At 67.5% G+C, this 16,452-nt stretch carries 16 protein-coding genes; 13 read left to right on the top strand and 3 right to left on the bottom strand.

The features are described 5' to 3' along the window. Positions 1–202 precede the first annotated feature (202 nt). The gene (locus tag BKK80_RS15660; RefSeq protein WP_071070162.1) at positions 203–3,328 is read right to left on the bottom strand and encodes an Rne/Rng family ribonuclease; all 3,126 of its coding nucleotides are present in this window, start codon (positions 3,326–3,328) and stop codon (positions 203–205) included. A 765-nt stretch (positions 3,329–4,093) separates the two neighbouring features. Here BKK80_RS15660 and BKK80_RS15655 point away from each other — a divergent pair. The 4 genes from BKK80_RS15655 (at position 4,094) to BKK80_RS15640 (ending at position 7,402) form a co-directional block, all read left to right on the top strand. Next, entirely contained in the window at positions 4,094–5,095 is a 1,002-nt protein-coding gene (locus tag BKK80_RS15655; RefSeq protein ID WP_071014297.1) for an RluA family pseudouridine synthase, read from the top strand. A gap of 63 nt (positions 5,096–5,158) precedes the next feature. Beyond that, the gene (locus tag BKK80_RS15650) at positions 5,159–5,818 is read left to right on the top strand and encodes an HAD-IA family hydrolase (protein WP_071014295.1); all 660 of its coding nucleotides are present in this window, start codon (positions 5,159–5,161) and stop codon (positions 5,816–5,818) included. Next, positions 5,811–6,194, top strand: coding sequence for a Rieske (2Fe-2S) protein (locus BKK80_RS15645; RefSeq protein ID WP_071070160.1), 384 nt, complete (start codon positions 5,811–5,813; stop codon positions 6,192–6,194). The genes BKK80_RS15650 and BKK80_RS15645 overlap by 8 nt, the downstream gene beginning before the upstream one ends. Positions 6,195–6,253: 59 nt before the next feature. After that, positions 6,254–7,402, top strand: coding sequence for a S49 family peptidase (locus tag BKK80_RS15640; protein ID WP_071070157.1), 1,149 nt, complete (start codon positions 6,254–6,256; stop codon positions 7,400–7,402). A 59-nt stretch (positions 7,403–7,461) separates the two neighbouring features. Here BKK80_RS15640 and BKK80_RS15635 read toward each other — a convergent pair whose 3' ends face one another. Together BKK80_RS15635 and BKK80_RS15630 are read right to left on the bottom strand one after the other, a co-directional pair. Further along, complete coding sequence (locus tag BKK80_RS15635; protein WP_071070155.1) at positions 7,462–8,220, bottom strand: SAM-dependent methyltransferase; 759 nt, start codon at positions 8,218–8,220, stop codon at positions 7,462–7,464. Between the two features lie 7 nt (positions 8,221–8,227). After that, positions 8,228–8,827: a Maf-like protein gene (locus BKK80_RS15630; protein WP_071014286.1), complete on the bottom strand. Its 600-nt coding sequence runs from the start codon at positions 8,825–8,827 to the stop codon at positions 8,228–8,230. 254 nt (positions 8,828–9,081) lie between these two features. Between BKK80_RS15630 and BKK80_RS15625 the strand changes: the two genes are divergently transcribed. The 9 genes from BKK80_RS15625 (at position 9,082) to BKK80_RS15585 (ending at position 16,419) form a co-directional block, all read left to right on the top strand. After that, positions 9,082–9,678: a YceD family protein gene (locus tag BKK80_RS15625; protein WP_071014284.1), complete on the top strand. Its 597-nt coding sequence runs from the start codon at positions 9,082–9,084 to the stop codon at positions 9,676–9,678. Positions 9,679–9,803: 125 nt separating this feature from the next. Beyond that, positions 9,804–9,983 carry a 50S ribosomal protein L32 gene (gene rpmF / locus BKK80_RS15620; protein WP_010814675.1) on the top strand — a complete coding sequence of 60 codons (180 nt, stop codon included), beginning with the start codon at positions 9,804–9,806 and terminating at the stop codon, positions 9,981–9,983. Between the two features lie 222 nt (positions 9,984–10,205). Next, positions 10,206–11,288: a phosphate acyltransferase PlsX gene (gene plsX / locus BKK80_RS15615; protein WP_071014281.1), complete on the top strand. Its 1,083-nt coding sequence runs from the start codon at positions 10,206–10,208 to the stop codon at positions 11,286–11,288. 54 nt (positions 11,289–11,342) lie between these two features. Beyond that, on the top strand, positions 11,343–12,323 hold the full coding sequence (locus BKK80_RS15610; RefSeq protein ID WP_071014278.1) for a beta-ketoacyl-ACP synthase III: 981 nt from the start codon (positions 11,343–11,345) through the stop codon (positions 12,321–12,323). A 69-nt stretch (positions 12,324–12,392) separates the two neighbouring features. Then, complete coding sequence (gene fabD / locus BKK80_RS15605) at positions 12,393–13,322, top strand: ACP S-malonyltransferase (RefSeq protein WP_071014276.1); 930 nt, start codon at positions 12,393–12,395, stop codon at positions 13,320–13,322. 24 nt (positions 13,323–13,346) lie between these two features. Then, complete coding sequence (fabG, locus tag BKK80_RS15600; protein ID WP_071070153.1) at positions 13,347–14,096, top strand: 3-oxoacyl-ACP reductase FabG; 750 nt, start codon at positions 13,347–13,349, stop codon at positions 14,094–14,096. 170 nt (positions 14,097–14,266) lie between these two features. Continuing rightward, entirely contained in the window at positions 14,267–14,506 is a 240-nt protein-coding gene (gene acpP / locus BKK80_RS15595; RefSeq protein ID WP_008644813.1) for an acyl carrier protein, read from the top strand. A gap of 205 nt (positions 14,507–14,711) precedes the next feature. After that, complete coding sequence (gene fabF / locus BKK80_RS15590; protein ID WP_071014270.1) at positions 14,712–15,944, top strand: beta-ketoacyl-ACP synthase II; 1,233 nt, start codon at positions 14,712–14,714, stop codon at positions 15,942–15,944. Further along, positions 15,925–16,419 (top strand): hypothetical protein, encoded by a 495-nt coding sequence (locus tag BKK80_RS15585; RefSeq protein WP_157903243.1) that lies wholly within the window; start codon positions 15,925–15,927, stop codon positions 16,417–16,419. The genes fabF and BKK80_RS15585 overlap by 20 nt, the downstream gene beginning before the upstream one ends. Positions 16,420–16,452: the final 33 nt, after the last annotated feature.

Raw genomic sequence — 16,452 nt, 5'->3', positions numbered from 1 at the left:
CGGTTCCCGCCGCGATGACTTGATGCCGTCATTCTAGCCGAGCGCGCAGGCGCCACGTGTTGCAGCGCGCCGGAAGGGAAAGGGGAGTGCGGCAGCCGGCCCGGACAGCTTGCCGGCAGGGGAAAAGAAAAAGGGGACGGTTTCCCGTCCCCTTCGGGCCGCGGTGGCACGCCGCCGCGGCATTGCCCTTGCGACTGGCGACTTACTGGTGCGCGGAAGAGATCATTTCAACCTGATTGCCGCCGGTTTCCACCAGGATCATCGGACCCTCGGGAAGCGGAGGCAGGGGTTTGCGCTCGCGCGGCACCCGCGGCGCGGGCACGATGCGGGCGGCGGCCTCCTGCGCGGCACGGTACTTGTCGCTGTCGGTATGGACCCACTGCAGGCCGGCAGCAGCCAGCATCGGCTCCAGGTTGCCCGGCGCAGCGGCCTGCACGGCAGGGGCGGGAGCCACGACGGCAGCCGCCGGCGCAGCTTCCACGGCCGCGACCGCGGGTGCTGCTACGGCAGCGGCTTCCGGTGCCGGGACGGCGGCGATCGCCGGTTCGGCCACCGTCGTGGCCGGTGCCGGCTGGATCGGCGCGGCGGCTGCCACCGTGACGGGAGCGGGCTCGGCATGGGCCGGCTCGGTCAGCGGAACCGCTGGCGTGGCGCTCGCAGCGGCTTCGACGGCTGCATGCTCGACTGCCACCGGAGCGGGCTCGACTGCCGCTGCCGCTGCCGCGATTGCCGGTTGCGCGGCAGCCACGGTTTCGGCCACCGGCTCGACGCGTGCCACGGCCACTGCCTCGACCTGCGTCACCGCGGCGGTGGCGACTGCGTCCGCCTCCGCGCCAACTGCGGCCAGAGGCGCCGGCGCCGCACCGACGTCGCCGGCTTCACCAGCTTCGCCATTCTGTTGACCGTCCTCGCGCTCGCGGCGATAGCGGTTGCGGCCGCGGCGGTTGCGGCGGCGGCGTTCTTCGCCCTCGCCAGCCTCGGCCGCTTCAGCGCCTTCGGTGCCTTCCGGCAGGTCGAGGCGTGCGCTGTCCTCGGCTTCACGTGCCGCAGCGGCGGTGCCGGGCTGGGCTGAGAGGCCCTCCGGCACGGCGGCAAGTGCTGCGACTTCCTCGGCGCCCTCGCTCTCGCGGGCTTCGCCGCGTTCGCGCTGGCGGTCACGGTTGCGCTCGCGACGTTCGCCGCGTTCGGCCCGTTCACCGCGTTCCGAGCGCTCGCCACGCTCACCCCGGTCGGGGCGCTCGCCGCGCTCGCGGCGTTCCTGGCCGGCTTCCGCCTGGCGGGAGGCCGGTGCGGCCTGGAGGTCGGCCGGCTGGCGCTGCGGACGCGGCTGGCGTTCGCCCTTCTGCTCCGTCGCCGGCCGCTCGCCGCGCTGGCCGCGGCCACTCTGGCGTTCGCCGCGCTCGGCGCGCTCACCGCGATCGGTGCGCTCACCACGGTCTCCGCGCTCGCCGCGCCCACCCTGGCCACGCTCACCCCGTTCGGTGCGTTCGCCGCGCGGCCCACGCTCGCGGCGGCCTTCACCGGTGCGTGCCTCGGCGGCCACTGGCTTGGCGGGCTCGACGGCCGGGGCTGCCGGCTTGGCGCCGAACAAGCCCTTCAGCCAGGCGATGAAGCCACCGCTGGCGACCGGCTGGGTGGCAGGCACGGGCGGCGCAGCAGGCACTTCTTGGCGCGGCGCGCGCTCGGGGCGCGGCGTCGACACCGGGGCCGGCTGCTCGGGCGTGATGCCCTTCACCGCGGCTTCCTGGCGCGGCTTGGCATCTTCCTTCTTGCGGCTGCTGTAGCTGGTATCGGCTTCCAGCTCCTTGGCGGCGGCCTCGGCCATCTTGTAGCTGGCCATGCTGTCCTCCAGGCGCGGATCGTCGTGGCGCAGGCGTTCCAGCTTGTAGTGCGGCGTCTCCAGGTGCTTGTTGGGGATCAGCAGCACATTGACCTTGAAGCGAAGTTCGATCAGGTTGATTTCCTGGCGCTTCTCGTTCAGCAGGAAGGCGGCCACCTCCACCGGTACCTGGCAGTGGATGGCGGCGGTGTTTTCCTTCATCGCCTCTTCCTGGATGATGCGCAGCACCTGCAGGGCGGACGATTCCGTATCGCGGATATGGCCCGTGCCGTTGCAGCGCGGGCAAGTGATGTGGGAGCCCTCCGACAGCGACGGGCGCAGGCGCTGGCGCGACAGCTCCATCAGGCCGAAGCGGCTGATCTTGCCCATCTGCACGCGGGCGCGGTCATGGCGCAGCGCGTCCTTCAGGCGGGTTTCCACGTCCTTCTGGGCCTTGCTCGACTCCATGTCGATGAAGTCGATCACGATCAGGCCGCCCAGGTCGCGCAGGCGCAACTGGCGGGCAATCTCATCGGCCGCTTCCAGGTTGGTGCGCAGCGCGGTTTCCTCGATGTCGGCGCCCTTGGTGGCGCGGGCCGAGTTCACGTCCACGGAGACCAGGGCCTCGGTGTGGTCGATCACGATGGCGCCGCCGGACGGCAGCATCACCATGCGCGAATAGGCCGACTCGATCTGGTGCTCGATCTGGAAGCGCGAGAAGAGGGGGACATCGTCGCGGTACTTCTTGACCCGGTTCAGGTTGTCCGGCATCACCACGCTCATGAAGGCGCGGGCCTGCTCGTAGATCTCGTCGGTATCGATCAGGATCTCGCCGATATCGGGCTGGAAGTAGTCGCGGATGGCGCGGATCACCAGGCTCGATTCCAGGTAGATCAGCAGCGGGGCCCGGTTGTCGCCGGCTGCGCCGTCGATGGCCTTCCACAATTGCAGCAGGTAGTTCAGGTCCCACTGCAGTTCCTCGGCCGAGCGGCCGATGCCCGCGGTACGGGCGATGATGCTCATGCCTTCGGGCACGGTCAGCTGCGCCATGGTCTCGCGCAGTTCCTGGCGGTCCTCGCCCTCGATGCGGCGCGACACACCGCCGCCGCGCGGGTTGTTGGGCATCAGCACCAGGTAGCGGCCGGCCAGTGAGATGAAGGTGGTCAGGGCGGCGCCCTTGTTGCCACGCTCTTCCTTTTCTACCTGGACGATCAGCTCCTGGCCTTCGTGCAAGGCATCCTGGATGCGTGCATTGCGCACGTCGATGCCTTCCTTGAAATAGGCGCGGGCGACTTCCTTGAACGGCAGGAAGCCGTGGCGTTCTTCGCCGTAGTTGACGAAGCAGGCCTCCAGCGAGGGCTCGATACGGGTGATCACGCCCTTGTAGATATTGCCCTTGCGCTGTTCGCGCCCGGCGGCCTCGATGTCGATGTCGATCAGCTTCTGGCCATCGACAATCGCGACGCGCAGTTCCTCTTGCTGCGTCGCATTGAAAAGCATGCGTTTCATCGCACTACCTCGCTCCAATGCCGCGCCAGGCACCGGCATGCGGCGCCACGCGGCGTTCCGTGAAGCACGCTAGGGAGCGAGTGGGGGTGGGAGAATTGCCGGGAGTGCCGGCACGCCGATGGGCGTGGCCGGCTGGGCGCGGGTGAGGAGAGGCCACGGCGTCCTGGCGACGGCCGCGGGGGTGAGAGAGGGCCGGCGGCTGCTCAGTGCAGCATGCCGGCGCAACACCCTGCTTGCTGGCGGCGGTTGCCGGGCAAAGCGCGCCGGCCATACCGCGGCCGGCCGCGGTATGGCCGAGACGCGTCAAAGAGCAATTTGTCGGGCACGACAATGCTTGTCCGCATGCTGACATCTCCTGGCGGGCGCACCTATACCTTCTTAGAGTTCTGCGACCGGGCGCCGGTAATACCAGCCAGCTGCGAGGCAAGCCTGCCGGCCGGCACCGTTAGCCGGTGCGGACGGGACTTCTCTCACCAGAGCGGATGCCACGGGCATCCGCCATCAAATTCTGTTCTACCTGAACACTCAGTTCCCACGTGACCGCCCAGATTGCCGAAGCCGACTTCGGTCGGCTTCCTGCGCGCGGACGGTTCCGTGCGTGCTGCTTTTTTGCCACCATTCGCCGGCCTGGCGTTCGCGGGGTACGCAAATCGACGTGAGGCCGGCCGGGCTGGCGGCAACCCAAAGTGTAAAATGCGATAAATCGCCTACACCGGATTACGCTGCCGGTCCTTGGGCCGGAACAGCGAGGAAATTATATTGAAAATGAATGAGTTACGCCATCAAATTGAAAAAGAGGCGCAGGCGCCCGCGATGGGGCCTCAGGTGGCGTATGTGACGGTTGGCGAAGAGGCCGATGGCCAGCGCATCGACAACTACCTGCTGAAGTCGGCCAAGGGCGTGCCCAAGAGCCACGTTTATCGCATCCTCCGTTCCGGCGAGGTGCGGGTCAACAAGGGGCGCGTCGACGCCACTTACCGGCTGAAAGCGGGAGATGTGGTGCGGATCCCGCCGATTCGCGTGGCGACTGCCGCACCTTCCACCGCCTTCGTGCCGCCGGCGAGCTTCCCCGTCCTGTTCGAGGATGCGCACCTGCTGATCATCGACAAGCCGGCCGGCGTGGCGGTCCATGGCGGCTCCGGCGTCGCCTTCGGGGTCATCGAACAGTTGCGGCAGGCCCATCCGGAAGCGCGCTTCCTGGAACTGGTGCACCGGCTCGACCGGGAGACCTCGGGCATCCTGATGCTGGCCAAGAAGCGCTCGGCGCTGGTCGGCCTGCACGAGCAGATCCGCGGCAATGCGCTCGACAAGCGCTATTTCGCCTGCGTGGCAGGCGAGTTCGCCAATGCCCGTCAGCATGTGAAGTTCCCGCTTTTCAAATACACCACGCCCGATGGCGAGCGCCGGGTGCGGGTGCAGGCCGACGGCCTGGCCTCGCATACGGTGTTCAACCGGGTCGAGGCCTTCTCCGGCTTCACGCTGCTGGAGGCCGAACTCAAGACCGGCCGTACGCACCAGATCCGCGTGCACCTCGCCCACTCGGGCTTTCCCATCGCGGGTGACGAGAAGTACGGCGACTTCGCCTTGAACAAGGCGCTGGCCCGGGCCGGGGCCCGGCCCGGATTGCGGCGCATGTTCCTGCATGCGCACCAGCTGACCTTCGCCCATCCGTCGACCGGCGAGGCGATCACGGTGCGCGCGCCGCTGCCGGCCGAGTGCCAGGCCTTCCTGCAGCAACTGCGCGAACAGGCGGGGCGGCCCGGCTGAGCACCGGCTGGCTTGCGGCCGCTACCGAAAAGAACAGAACGACAGACGAGGACACCCAGAACCATGCCCCGGCAACGCTTTGACCTGATCGTGTTCGATTGGGACGGAACCCTGATGGATTCCACACCGACCATCGCCAAGTGCATCCAGCTTGCCGCGCGTGATCTGGGCCTGCCGGAGCCGGACGATCGTGCGGCCGCCCACGTGATCGGGCTTGGGCTGAAGGATGCGCTGTCGTATGCGGTGCCGACGCTGGACCCGATCGACTATCCCCGGCTGGCGGAGCGCTATCGCTACCATTTCCTGACCCGCGACGCCGAGCTGGTCCTGTTCGCCGGCGTGCGCGAGATGCTGGAAGCGCTGCGCGCGGAACACTATTTCCTGGGCGTGGCTACGGGCAAGACCCGCGCCGGCCTGCAGCGCGCGCTGGCCGCCACCGGCCTGGAACGCTTGTTCGACGCGACGCGCTGCGCCGACGAGACCTTCTCCAAGCCGAATCCCGCCATGCTGTTCGAGTTGACGCGCGAACTGGGCCAGGAGATGGCGCGCACCGTGATGATCGGCGACACCACGCACGATTTGCAGATGGCGATCAATGCCGGCGCGGCGGGGATCGGCGTCAGCTATGGCGCCCATCCGGCCGATTCGCTGCAGGCGATGACGCCGCTGCACTGCGCGGCGTCGGTCGAGGATCTCAGTCAGTGGCTGCGCGGCCATGGTTGAGGCGGCGCGACGCCTGTGCGACACGGCGGCGCTGGCGGAGGGCGGGGATGGCGTGCGTTTCACGGTCGAGCTGCGTGGGCGGGAGATCAGCGCCTTCGTGGTGCGCTTCGACGGCGCGGCCCACGGCTATCTCAACCAGTGCGCGCATGTGCCGATGGAGCTGGACTGGCAGGAAGGCCGGTTCTTCGAGTCGTCGGGCCTATACTTGATGTGCGCGACACACGGCGCCATCTATGCGCCCGACACCGGGCTGTGCGTGGGCGGCCCCTGCCGTGGCGCCGCGCTCGTCAAACTGCGGATCGAGGAGCGTGATGGCGGCGTGTACTGGCTGCCGGAGTTTCCCTATGCCGCACCGGCCCTCGCCGCGGGCAGCTAGACAATGCGTGCCGGCCTGCGCTGCCACCCCTATCCCTAGCCATCTCATAGAGCCATTGCATGACTGAACAGCAGAAGCCTCCGTTTGACGACGATGGCGCCGGCAAGCCCGGCGCGGAGGGAGGCGTGGCGCCGGACCAGGCGCGCCTGGAGACGGCCCGCCACGCCGACTATCCGCTCGAGGACGAGTTGCGCCAGGGCGATGCGGCTGCGCGCCGCGAGTCGGAGGAGCGCGCCGCCAGACTGGCAGGGGCCGGCGGCCCGGTCGGGGGTGGCTGGGAGCGCGATGTGCTGGAGAAGGTGCTGATGGCATCGCTGCGCGAGCAGCGGGCGGCGCGCCGCTGGCGCATCTTCTTCCGCTTCGCGGGCCTGGCCCTGCTGGTGGCGCTATTCCTGCTGGTGTTCGATTTCAAGGGCGATGGCGGCATCAGCACCAGCGGCCGGCATACGGCCATGGTTTCGCTGGACGGCGAGATTGCCGCCGGCACGACGGCCAGCGCGGAATCGATCAACACGGCGTTGCAGGCCGCCTTCGCCGACACCAATGCGGCCGGGGTCATCCTCAAGATCAATTCCCCGGGCGGGTCGCCGGTACAGGCCGGCATCATCAATGACGAGATCCGCCGCCTGCGCAAGCTCTATCCGTCCAAGCCGCTCTACGTGGTGGTCGAGGAGATCTGCGCTTCAGGTGGGTATTACGTGGCTGCCGCGGCCGACAGGATCTATGTCGACAAGGCCAGCATCGTGGGCTCGATCGGCGTGTTGATGGACGGTTTCGGCTTCACCGGGCTGATGGATAAGCTGGGGGTCGAGCGCCGTCTGTATACCTCGGGCGCCAACAAGGGCATGCTCGACCCGTTCTCGCCGGAAGTGCCGCGGCAGAAGGAATATGCGCAGGCCATGCTCAAGCAGATCCACCAGCAGTTCATCGATGTCGTGAAGGCAGGGCGCGGCGATCGCCTCAAGGAGGATCCGGACCTGTTCTCGGGCCTGTTCTGGACCGGCCAGCGCAGCATCGAGCTGGGGCTCGCGGACGGGCTCGGCAACGCCGACTACGTGGCCCGCGAGCTGTTCAAGGCGGAGGACATCGTCGACTACACGGTCAAGGAGAACCTGGCCGAGCGCGTTGCCAAGCGTTTCGGCGCCGCGGCTGGTAGTGCCGCCATCAAGACGCTGATGCTGGGTAGCCGCCTGCAGTCGGTGCAGTGACGAGGAAGGCGCGGTGAGGCGCGGCCGCCGCCGCGCCTCACCACTGGCCGCTGGGGGGATCAGGCTGCCAGCAGCGAGAAGATCGCCGGCCGCTTGTGCAGTTCCAGGCGCTCGGGCCGCCAGGCCGACAGCGGCAGCGTGACGATGGTCTCCCCGGGTTGGGTCAGGTCGACTGCGATCGACAGCAGTGTGGTGCCGGCACAATGCTGGCGCATGGCTTCCAGCAGGGCGCCATTACGGTAGGGTGTCTCGATCCAGACCTGGGTCTGGCGCGTCTTGCGGGAATGCTGCTCCAGCTCCCGCAGTTTCTGCGCGCGCTCGCCCGGATCGACCGGCAGGTAGCCGTTGAAGGCAAAGCTCTGGCCATTCAGTCCCGAGCCCATCACCGCCAGCAGGATCGAGCTGGGTCCGACCAGCGGGCGCACGCGCACGCCTGCCGCATGGGCCAGCCGCACCAGGTCGGCACCGGGGTCGGCCACGGCGGGTACGCCGGCCTCGGACAGCAGGCCGCCATCGCGTCCGGCCCGGATCGGTTCGAGCAGGTCGGCCAGGGCCTCGGCGCGCGTGTTGACGTTCAGTTCGCGGATCTCGATCTGCTGGATCGGCCGTGCCAGCGGCGCGGTCTCGCCCAGTTTCTTCAGGAAGGCGCGTGCGGTCTTGGCGTTCTCTGCGACCAGGTAGTCGAGCCGCGCGGCGATCTGCTGCACGCCGGCCGGGATCACGTCCGGCAGCGGGTCCGCCTCGTCGCGCTTGCCCAGGGTGTTGGGGATCAGGAACAGGGTGCCGCCGGCGTGGCTTGAGTCGGGTTGGTTGCTCATGCCGCCCTCACGCCTGGAAGAAGGGATAGCCGGCCGCCCGCAGCATGCCGGTGAGCGCGATCAGCGGCAGCCCGACCAGGGCCGTCGGGTCGTCGGATTCCACCTGCGACAGCAGGGCGATGCCCAGGCCCTCCGACTTGGCGCTGCCGGCGACGTCGTAGGGGTGCTCGAGCAGCAGGTAGGCCTCCAGCTCGGCGTCTTCCAGTGCGCGGAAGGTGGCCAGGGTCTGCACGTCGGCGAGCTGATGCTGGCCGGTGCGGCCGTCCAGCAGGCACAGGGCCGAGTGGAAAGTGATGGTGCGGCCGCGCATCATCTTCAATTGGGCCAGGGCGTTCTCGTGGGTGCCGGGTTTGCCGATCTGTGCGCCATCGAGCGTTGCCACCTGGTCCGAGCCGATCACCAGTGCGCCCGGATGGCGCGCGGAGATGGCCTGGGCCTTGGCCAGCGACAGGCGCAGTGCCGTCGCTTCCGGTGCTTCGCCGGCCAGCGGGGTTTCGTCGATATCGGGCGTGGCGACCTCGAAAGGAATGCGCAGGCGTTCGAGCAGCTCGCGGCGGTAGCGGGAGCTGGAGCCCAGGATCAGGGTGGGGCGCGTGCTGGAAGGCATAAGTCGTTGAGCGGAAAGAGGAAAGATGTGGGTGCCGGTTTTGACTCCGGGCGGAAACTCGACGTATAATCTCGCGTTTAGCCGCTTATGGCTCGCAATCCTTGCGGGTCCGCGCGGTGGCCGTGGCGGAAAGTGACGGTCCGGTGGCTCTCCCCGTGCGTCGGCAGTTGCGGCGCCGGGCGGGGATCGCGGCCGGCGACGTGCTTGTCCTCTTGCGCGCGGCCCGCGTCGCAGAGCGGTGTCGGACAGCCATCATGACCCAGTCGATCGACCTGCGCGAGTTTGATCTCTTTGCCTTTTGCCGGTCGGGCGACACTGCTGACGGCGAAGTGGCGCTGCGCGAGTTGCCGCGCATCTTAGCCGAGACGGCGGCGCAAGCGCCAGCCTCGGCGCCGGACGAGCGATTCCGCTTCCAGGTGCACGGCATGGCGCGCGAGGAGGCCGGCGAGCCCGGCCGGGCGCCGGTGCGGCGACTGTTCCTCGACCTGTCCGTCGAGGGGAGCGTCTGGCTGAACTGCCAGCGCTGCCTGGAGGCCTACGCGGAGCCGGTGTCGACGGCGACGCGCTTCGAGGTCGTAGCGACGGAAGAGGAAGCGGACGCGGCGCCGATGGACGACGATGAGGTCGACGTCATCGCGGGGTCCAAGCGTTTTTCGCTGCTGACCTTGATCGAAGATGAAGTGCTGCTGGCCCTGCCGGTAGCGCCCAAGCATGCTGTCTGCGAATCGGTGCATGAGAGTCTCGTGACCGGCGCGGACGGACAGGTGGAGCCGGAAGTCGAGGCGACGCCGGAAGAAGAAAAGCGGCCTTCGCCTTTTGCGGCGCTGGCCAACCTGAAGACCAAGCACTGAAGCCTCACGCAGCGCGTGCGGACAGGGGGCGGTCGACAGGCCCTGGATACGCATCCGGTCGGGCCCGGCTACGCCTAGCGCCAGATGCTGTGTGTTAATATTGCAAAATTCTCGAAGGAGTCATCATGGCTGTTCAACAGAACAAGAAGTCGCCGTCCAAGCGCGGCATGCACCGCTCGCACGATCACCTGTCGGCGGCTCCCCTGGCTGTCGAGCCGACCACCGGCGAAACCCACCTGCGCCACCACGTGAGCCCGAACGGCTACTACCGTGGCCGCAAGGTCATCAAGACCAAGAACGACTGACACGTCCGTTCGGCGTGACTTCGCGTCTCGCGCACACGTTCTAGGCAAGATACAAGAAAGCGGCAAGCTCGTTGCCGCTTTTTTGTTGCGCGCTCGGAAGGGATTCGACCTGCCAGTTGCCGGAACGGCGGCCAGCCAGGCCGCTCCGCCGGGCCGTCCGGGCAAGATCGGGCGGGAGGCCGGGTCAGAGTCAGCGCAATCGCGCGTCTGCTCCAGGAAACAATGACGATCAAAGTTGCCATCGATTGCATGGGCGGCGATCACGGGGTCTCCGTGACGGTGCCGGCAGCGATCAGTTTTCTCTCTACGCACGAGGATGCCGAGGTGGTCCTGGTCGGCCAGCCGGAAGCCATCGAGCCGCAGCTCAAGAAATTGCATGCGCTCGAGCATCCGCGCGTGCGCATCGTCGCTGCCACCGAGGTCGTCACCATGGACGATCCCGTGGAGGTCGCCTTGCGCAAGAAGAAGGATTCCTCGATGCGCGTGGCGGTGACGCAGGTCAAGGAAGGCCTGGCCGACGCTTGTATCTCGGCCGGCAACACCGGTGCCCTGATGGCGGTGTCGCGCTATGTGCTGAAGACGTTGGAAGGCATCGAGCGGCCTGCCATCGCTACCACCATTCCCAACGAGCAGGGCTGGGGGACCACCGTGCTCGATCTCGGTGCCAACGCGGATTGCGAGCCCGAGCATCTGCTGCAGTTTGCCCGCATGGCCGAGGCGATGGTCGCGGTGGTCGACCACAAGCCCCATCCCACCGTCGGCTTGCTGAACATCGGTGAGGAAGTCATCAAGGGCAATGAAGTGGTCAAGCGCGCCGGCGAATTGCTGCGCGCCTCCGAGCTGAACTTCTACGGCAACGTGGAAGGCAACGACATCTTCAAGGGCACCACCGACATCGTGGTCTGCGACGGCTTTGTCGGCAATGTGGCGCTCAAGAGCACCGAAGGCCTGGCGAAGATGATCGGCAGTATGATCAAGGAAGAATTCACGCGCTCCTGGTTCACCAAGCTGCTGGCGGGTGTGGCCATGCCGGTACTGTCGCGGCTGGCCAAGCGGCTGGACCCGGCGCGCTACAACGGCGCCTCGCTGCTGGGGCTGCGCGGCCTGGTGATCAAGAGTCACGGCTCGGCCGATGCGCACTCCTTTGAGTGGGCTATCAAACGCGGGTATGATGCCGCCAAGAATGGTGTCATCGCGCGCATCAGCCAGGCCTTCGCTAACAAGGTCGGCGCCGGTGGCGCCGCAGCGGGCACTTCGCAGCCGGGCACGGCGCCGAACCCGCATCCCAGCGCCCGCGCTGCCTGAGGCCCGCCCAGCGGGCCCGGAGCAGATGTCCCGGGCAACACGATCCGATACGACATGACCAGCTACGCAAAAATCATCGGTACGGGGAGCTACCTGCCCCCGCGGCGCGTCACCAACCAGGAGTTGGCGGAGCAACTGGCGGCGAAGGGCATCGAGACCAGCGATGAGTGGATCTTCTCGCGCAGCGGTATCGCCGCGCGCCATTGGGCCGAGCCGGACGTCGGCAGCAGCGACCTGGCCGTCAAGGCGGCCGAGCGGGCCATCGAGGCCGCCGGCATCGATCGCCAGGCCATCGACCTGATCATCGTCGCGACGTCCACGCCGGACTTCATCTTTCCCAGCACCGCGAGCCTGGTGCAGCAGAAGCTGGGCATCACCAACCAGTGTGCTGCCTTCGACCTGCAGGCCGTCTGTTCGGGCTTCGTGTATGCGCTGTCCACGGCGGACAAGTTCATCCGCAGCGGCTCGCACAAGAACGTGCTGGTGATCGGCGCCGAAGTGTTTTCGCGCATCCTCGATTTCAACGACCGTACCACCTGCGTGCTGTTCGGCGACGGCGCTGGTGCGGTGCTGCTGAGCGCGTCGGATGAGCCGGGCATCCTGTCCTCCGCCATGCATGCCGATGGCAGCCATGTCGATATCCTGTGCGTGCCGGGCAACATCAGCGGCGGCAATATCGTCGGCAGCCCCTTCCTGCATATGGACGGCCAGGCCGTCTTCAAGCTGGCGGTCACCGTGCTGGACAAGGTGGCGCGCGAAGCGCTGGCGGCCGCCGAGATGTCGGCGGACCAGGTCGACTGGCTGATTCCGCACCAGGCCAATATCCGCATCATGCAAGGCACGGCGAGGAAGCTCGGCCTGCCGGCCGAGCGTATGGTGGCGACCGTGCACGAGCACGGCAACACCTCGGCGGCTTCCATTCCGCTCGCGCTCGACGAGGCGGTGCGGGACGGCCGCATCCGGCCGGGTCAGAACGTGCTGATGGAGGGCGTGGGCGGCGGCTTCACCTGGGGTGCGGCGCTGCTGCGCATGTAAGGCCCCGATGCGCGCGCGGTCCCCGCGGCCGCGCCGCGGTCTCAACGATTCCACAACGATTCCAATCCGATGACTTTCGCTTTTGTATTCCCCGGCCAGGGCTCGCAATCGGTGGGCATGCTCAATGCTTTTGCTGACCACCCCGTCGTGCGCGCGACGCTGGAAGAAGCTTCCAGTGCCTTGGGTCAGGATATCGGCCGCCTGATCGCCGAGGGTCCTGCCGAGGAGCTGAACCTCACCACCAACACGCAGCCGGTCATGCTGACTGCCGCGGTGGCCGTCTACCGCGCCTGGCTCGACGCCGGCGGCCCGGCTCCCGCCCTGGTGGCAGGTCACAGCCTGGGCGAATACTCGGCGCTGGTGGCGGCGGGCGTGATCCCGTTCGCGGATGCCGTGCCGCTGGTGCGTTTCCGCGCCCAGGCCATGCAGGAAGCGGTGCCGGTGGGCGAGGGCGGCATGGCTGCCATCCTCGGCCTGTCGGACGACGACGTGCGCGCGGCCTGTGCCGAGGCGGCGCCGGCCGGCGTGGTCGAGGCCGTCAATTTCAACGCGCCGTCCCAGGTCGTGATCGCCGGGCAGAAGGCTGCGGTCGAAAAGGCCTGCGAAATTGCCAAGGCCAAGGGCGCCAAGCGCGCGCTGCCGCTGCCGGTGTCCGCGCCGTTCCACTCCTCGCTGCTGAAACCGGCTTCCGATCGCCTGCGCGAGCGTATGGCCGGGCTGGCATTCGCGACGCCGGCCATTCCGCTGGTGAACAACGTCGACGTCGCCATCGTCAGCGATCCGGAGTCCATCAAGGACGCGCTGGTGCGCCAGGCCGCCGCCCCGGTACGCTGGGTCGAGTGCGTGCAGAAGATGGCCGCCGAAGGCGTGACCCATGTGATCGAATGCGGTCCCGGCAAGGTGCTGGCCGGCATGACCAAGCGCATCGACGGCAACCTGGTCGGTGGCGCGATCTTCGATCCGGCCTCGCTGCAGGACACGCTGGCGCTGCTGAAGTAAGAACAGAACACGGGATACCAGACCATGACGAAACTTCTGGACAATCAGGTCGCGCTGGTCACCGGCGCCTCGCGCGGCATCGGCCGCGCCATCGCGCTGGAACTGGCGCGCCAAGGTGCCACGGTGGTCGGCACCGCCACCACCGAAGGCGGTGCGGCCGCGATCGGCGCGTATCTCGAGGCCGAAGGCCTGAAGGGCGCGGGCGCGGTGCTGGACGTCAAGGACGCGGCACGCTGCGAGGCCCTCATCGACGAAGTGATCAAGGCACGCGGCGGCCTGAACGTGCTGGTCAACAATGCCGGCATCACGCAGGACCAGCTCGCCATGCGCATGAAGGACGATGACTGGAGCGCGGTGATCGACACCAACCTGTCGGCGGTGTTCCGCCTGTCGCGCGCCGTGCTGCGCCCGATGATGAAGGCGCGCGGCGGCCGCATCATCAATATCACCTCGGTGGTGGCCTCTGCCGGCAACCCCGGCCAGATGAACTACGCGGCCGCCAAGGCAGGCGTGGAAGGCATGAGCCGCGCGCTGGCCCGCGAGATCGGCAGCCGCAATGTCACGGTCAATTGCGTGGCACCGGGCTTCATCGATACCGATATGACCAAGGTCTTGTCGGAAGAGCAGCATGCGGCACTGAAAACCCAGATTCCGCTGGGCCGCCTCGGCCTGCCAGAGGACATCGCCCATGCGGTGACCTTCCTGGCCGGCCCGCAAGCAGCCTACATCACGGGTACGACGTTGCACGTCAACGGCGGGATGTACATGAACTGACTGCGGCGCACGGCAAGCGGTTTCGACGGAGAAGCTGCTTGATGCCGTGTGAAGCGGCTGTTTTTCCAATCAATCGGGCGCGGATCATGCAACGGTCGGCAGGCGGGATTTTTACGTTCCAAACCTGCTAAAATGCGCCCACTTTTTGTCGAACTTCCCTGGAGGGCTACATGGACAATATCGAACAACGCGTCAAGAAAATCGTGGCAGAACAGCTTGGCGTGGCCGAGGCGGACATCAAGAACGAATCGTCGTTCGTGAACGACCTGGGCGCCGACTCGCTCGACACGGTTGAACTCGTGATGGCGTTGGAAGATGAATTCGGCATGGAAATTCCCGATGAGGAAGCCGAAAAGATCACCACCGTGCAGCAGGCGATCGACTACGCCACCGCGCACGTCAAGGCCTGAGCCTGCCTTTTCTGAATTCCCGAGCCACAGAAGGCGGACGGGCGGGCCGTGCGGCCCTGCCTTGCTGTTTTCTGTGGCTTTCGTCTGTCCGAAGAGGCAGAATCGCCGTGAGCGGAGCGCGCCGATGCGGGCCCGCCGAACCGGCCGGCCCGCATCGGCGTGCCGCCGTTCCGCATTCTGCTTCACGCACCCGTAGGAAATCATAGTGAGCCGTCGTCGCGTCGTCGTCACCGGGCTCGGCCTCGTGTCTCCGGTCGGAAACACGGTTGCCGAAGGTTGGGCCAACCTGGTTGCGGGCCAGTCCGGCATCGCCACCATCACCAAGTTCGATCACTCCGCGCTTGCCGTGCACTTCGCCGGTGAAGTGAAGGGTTTCAAGGCCGAGGACTACATCCCAGCCAAGGAAGCCCGCCACATGGATACCTTTATCCATTTCGGCATCGCGGCAGGCACGCAGGCCTTGAAGGACAGCGGCCTGGAAGTGACCGAGGCCAACGCCGACCGCATCGGCGTGCTGGTCGGCTCGGGCATCGGCGGCCTGCCGATGATCGAGGACACCCATGCGGAACTGACCAACCGCGGCCCGCGTCGTATCTCGCCGTTCTTCGTGCCCGGCTCGATCATCAACATGATCTCGGGCCACCTGTCGATCATCCACGGTGTCAAGGGCCCGAACCTGGCCGCGGTAACCGCCTGCACGACCGGCCTGCACAGCATCGGCCTGGCCGCACGCCTGATTCAGGCCGGCGATGCCGATGCCATGCTGGCGGGTGGCGCCGAATCCACGGTTTCGCCGCTGGGTATCGGGGGCTTTGCCGCGGCACGCGCGCTGTCGACCCGCAACGAGGATCCGGCTGCTGCCTCGCGCCCCTGGGACAAGGGCCGCGACGGTTTCGTGCTGGGTGAGGGCGCCGGCGTGATGATGCTCGAAGAGTACGAGTCGGCCAAGGCGCGCGGCGCGCGCATCTACGCCGAGCTGGTGGGCTTCGGCATGAGCGGCGACGCCTTCCACATGACGGCGCCGAACACCGACGGTCCGCGCCGCTGCATGGTCAATGCGCTGAAGGACGCTGGTATCAATGCCGACGCGGTGCAATACCTGAACGCGCATGGCACGTCGACGCCGCTGGGCGACAAGAACGAAGCCGATGCCATCAAGCTGGCCTTCGGCGAGCACGCCTACAAGATGGCGGTCAACTCGACCAAGTCGATGACCGGCCACCTGCTCGGTGGTGCGGGTGGGCTGGAGTCGGTCTTCACCGTGCTGGCGCTGCACCACCAGGTGTCGCCGCCGACTATCAACCTCGTCGACCAGGATCCCGAGTGCGACCTGGATTTCGTGGCCAATACGGCGCGCGATATGAAGATCGATGTGGCGGTGAAGAACAACTTCGGCTTTGGCGGCACCAACGGCACGCTTGTCTTCCGCCGCGCCTGAAGCCGGCACCCGCCGGCCCGCCTCCGTCTTGCGCGGAGGCGGTGCAAGCTGGCCACGCGGTGCGTTCTGCGCCGCGCTTGCGGCCGAACTGGTCGCGCTGTTCCTGCTTGCCGCTGCCTGTCTCGCCGCCGTGGCCTCCGGCGACCGGCCGCGGCAGGTCGCGCTTGGCGCGTTGCTGGCCGCCGTACCGGTCGTGTGGTTCTACGGCTGGTGGCAGGTGCGGTACGCCGGCGCCTGCCGCTGTGCCGGCCTGGCCGGCACGGCAGGATCTCCTGCCGTCATGCTGGTCCTTCCGGACGGACGGGACGCCGTCGCGGGCATTGCTTCCAACTGGGATCTCGGCGGCGCGGCGCTGCTGCTGGCGCTGCGTCCAGGCGGGGTGTCCATGCCACGGTGGCTGATCCTTCACCGCGGCAATACGCCGGGGCCCGCGCTGCGGGCGATCCGGAGGGCGGTCCGCGCGGGCCGTCGATGACGGCTGTGCCGCCGCTGGTGGCTCTCTATGCAT

The sequence above is a fragment of the Cupriavidus malaysiensis genome (assembly GCF_001854325.1).
GTDB classification, from domain to species: Bacteria; Pseudomonadota; Gammaproteobacteria; order Burkholderiales; family Burkholderiaceae; genus Cupriavidus; species Cupriavidus malaysiensis.
Note: the sequence above shows the minus strand (reverse complement) of the source record. Positions and strands in the feature narration are given on the sequence as shown.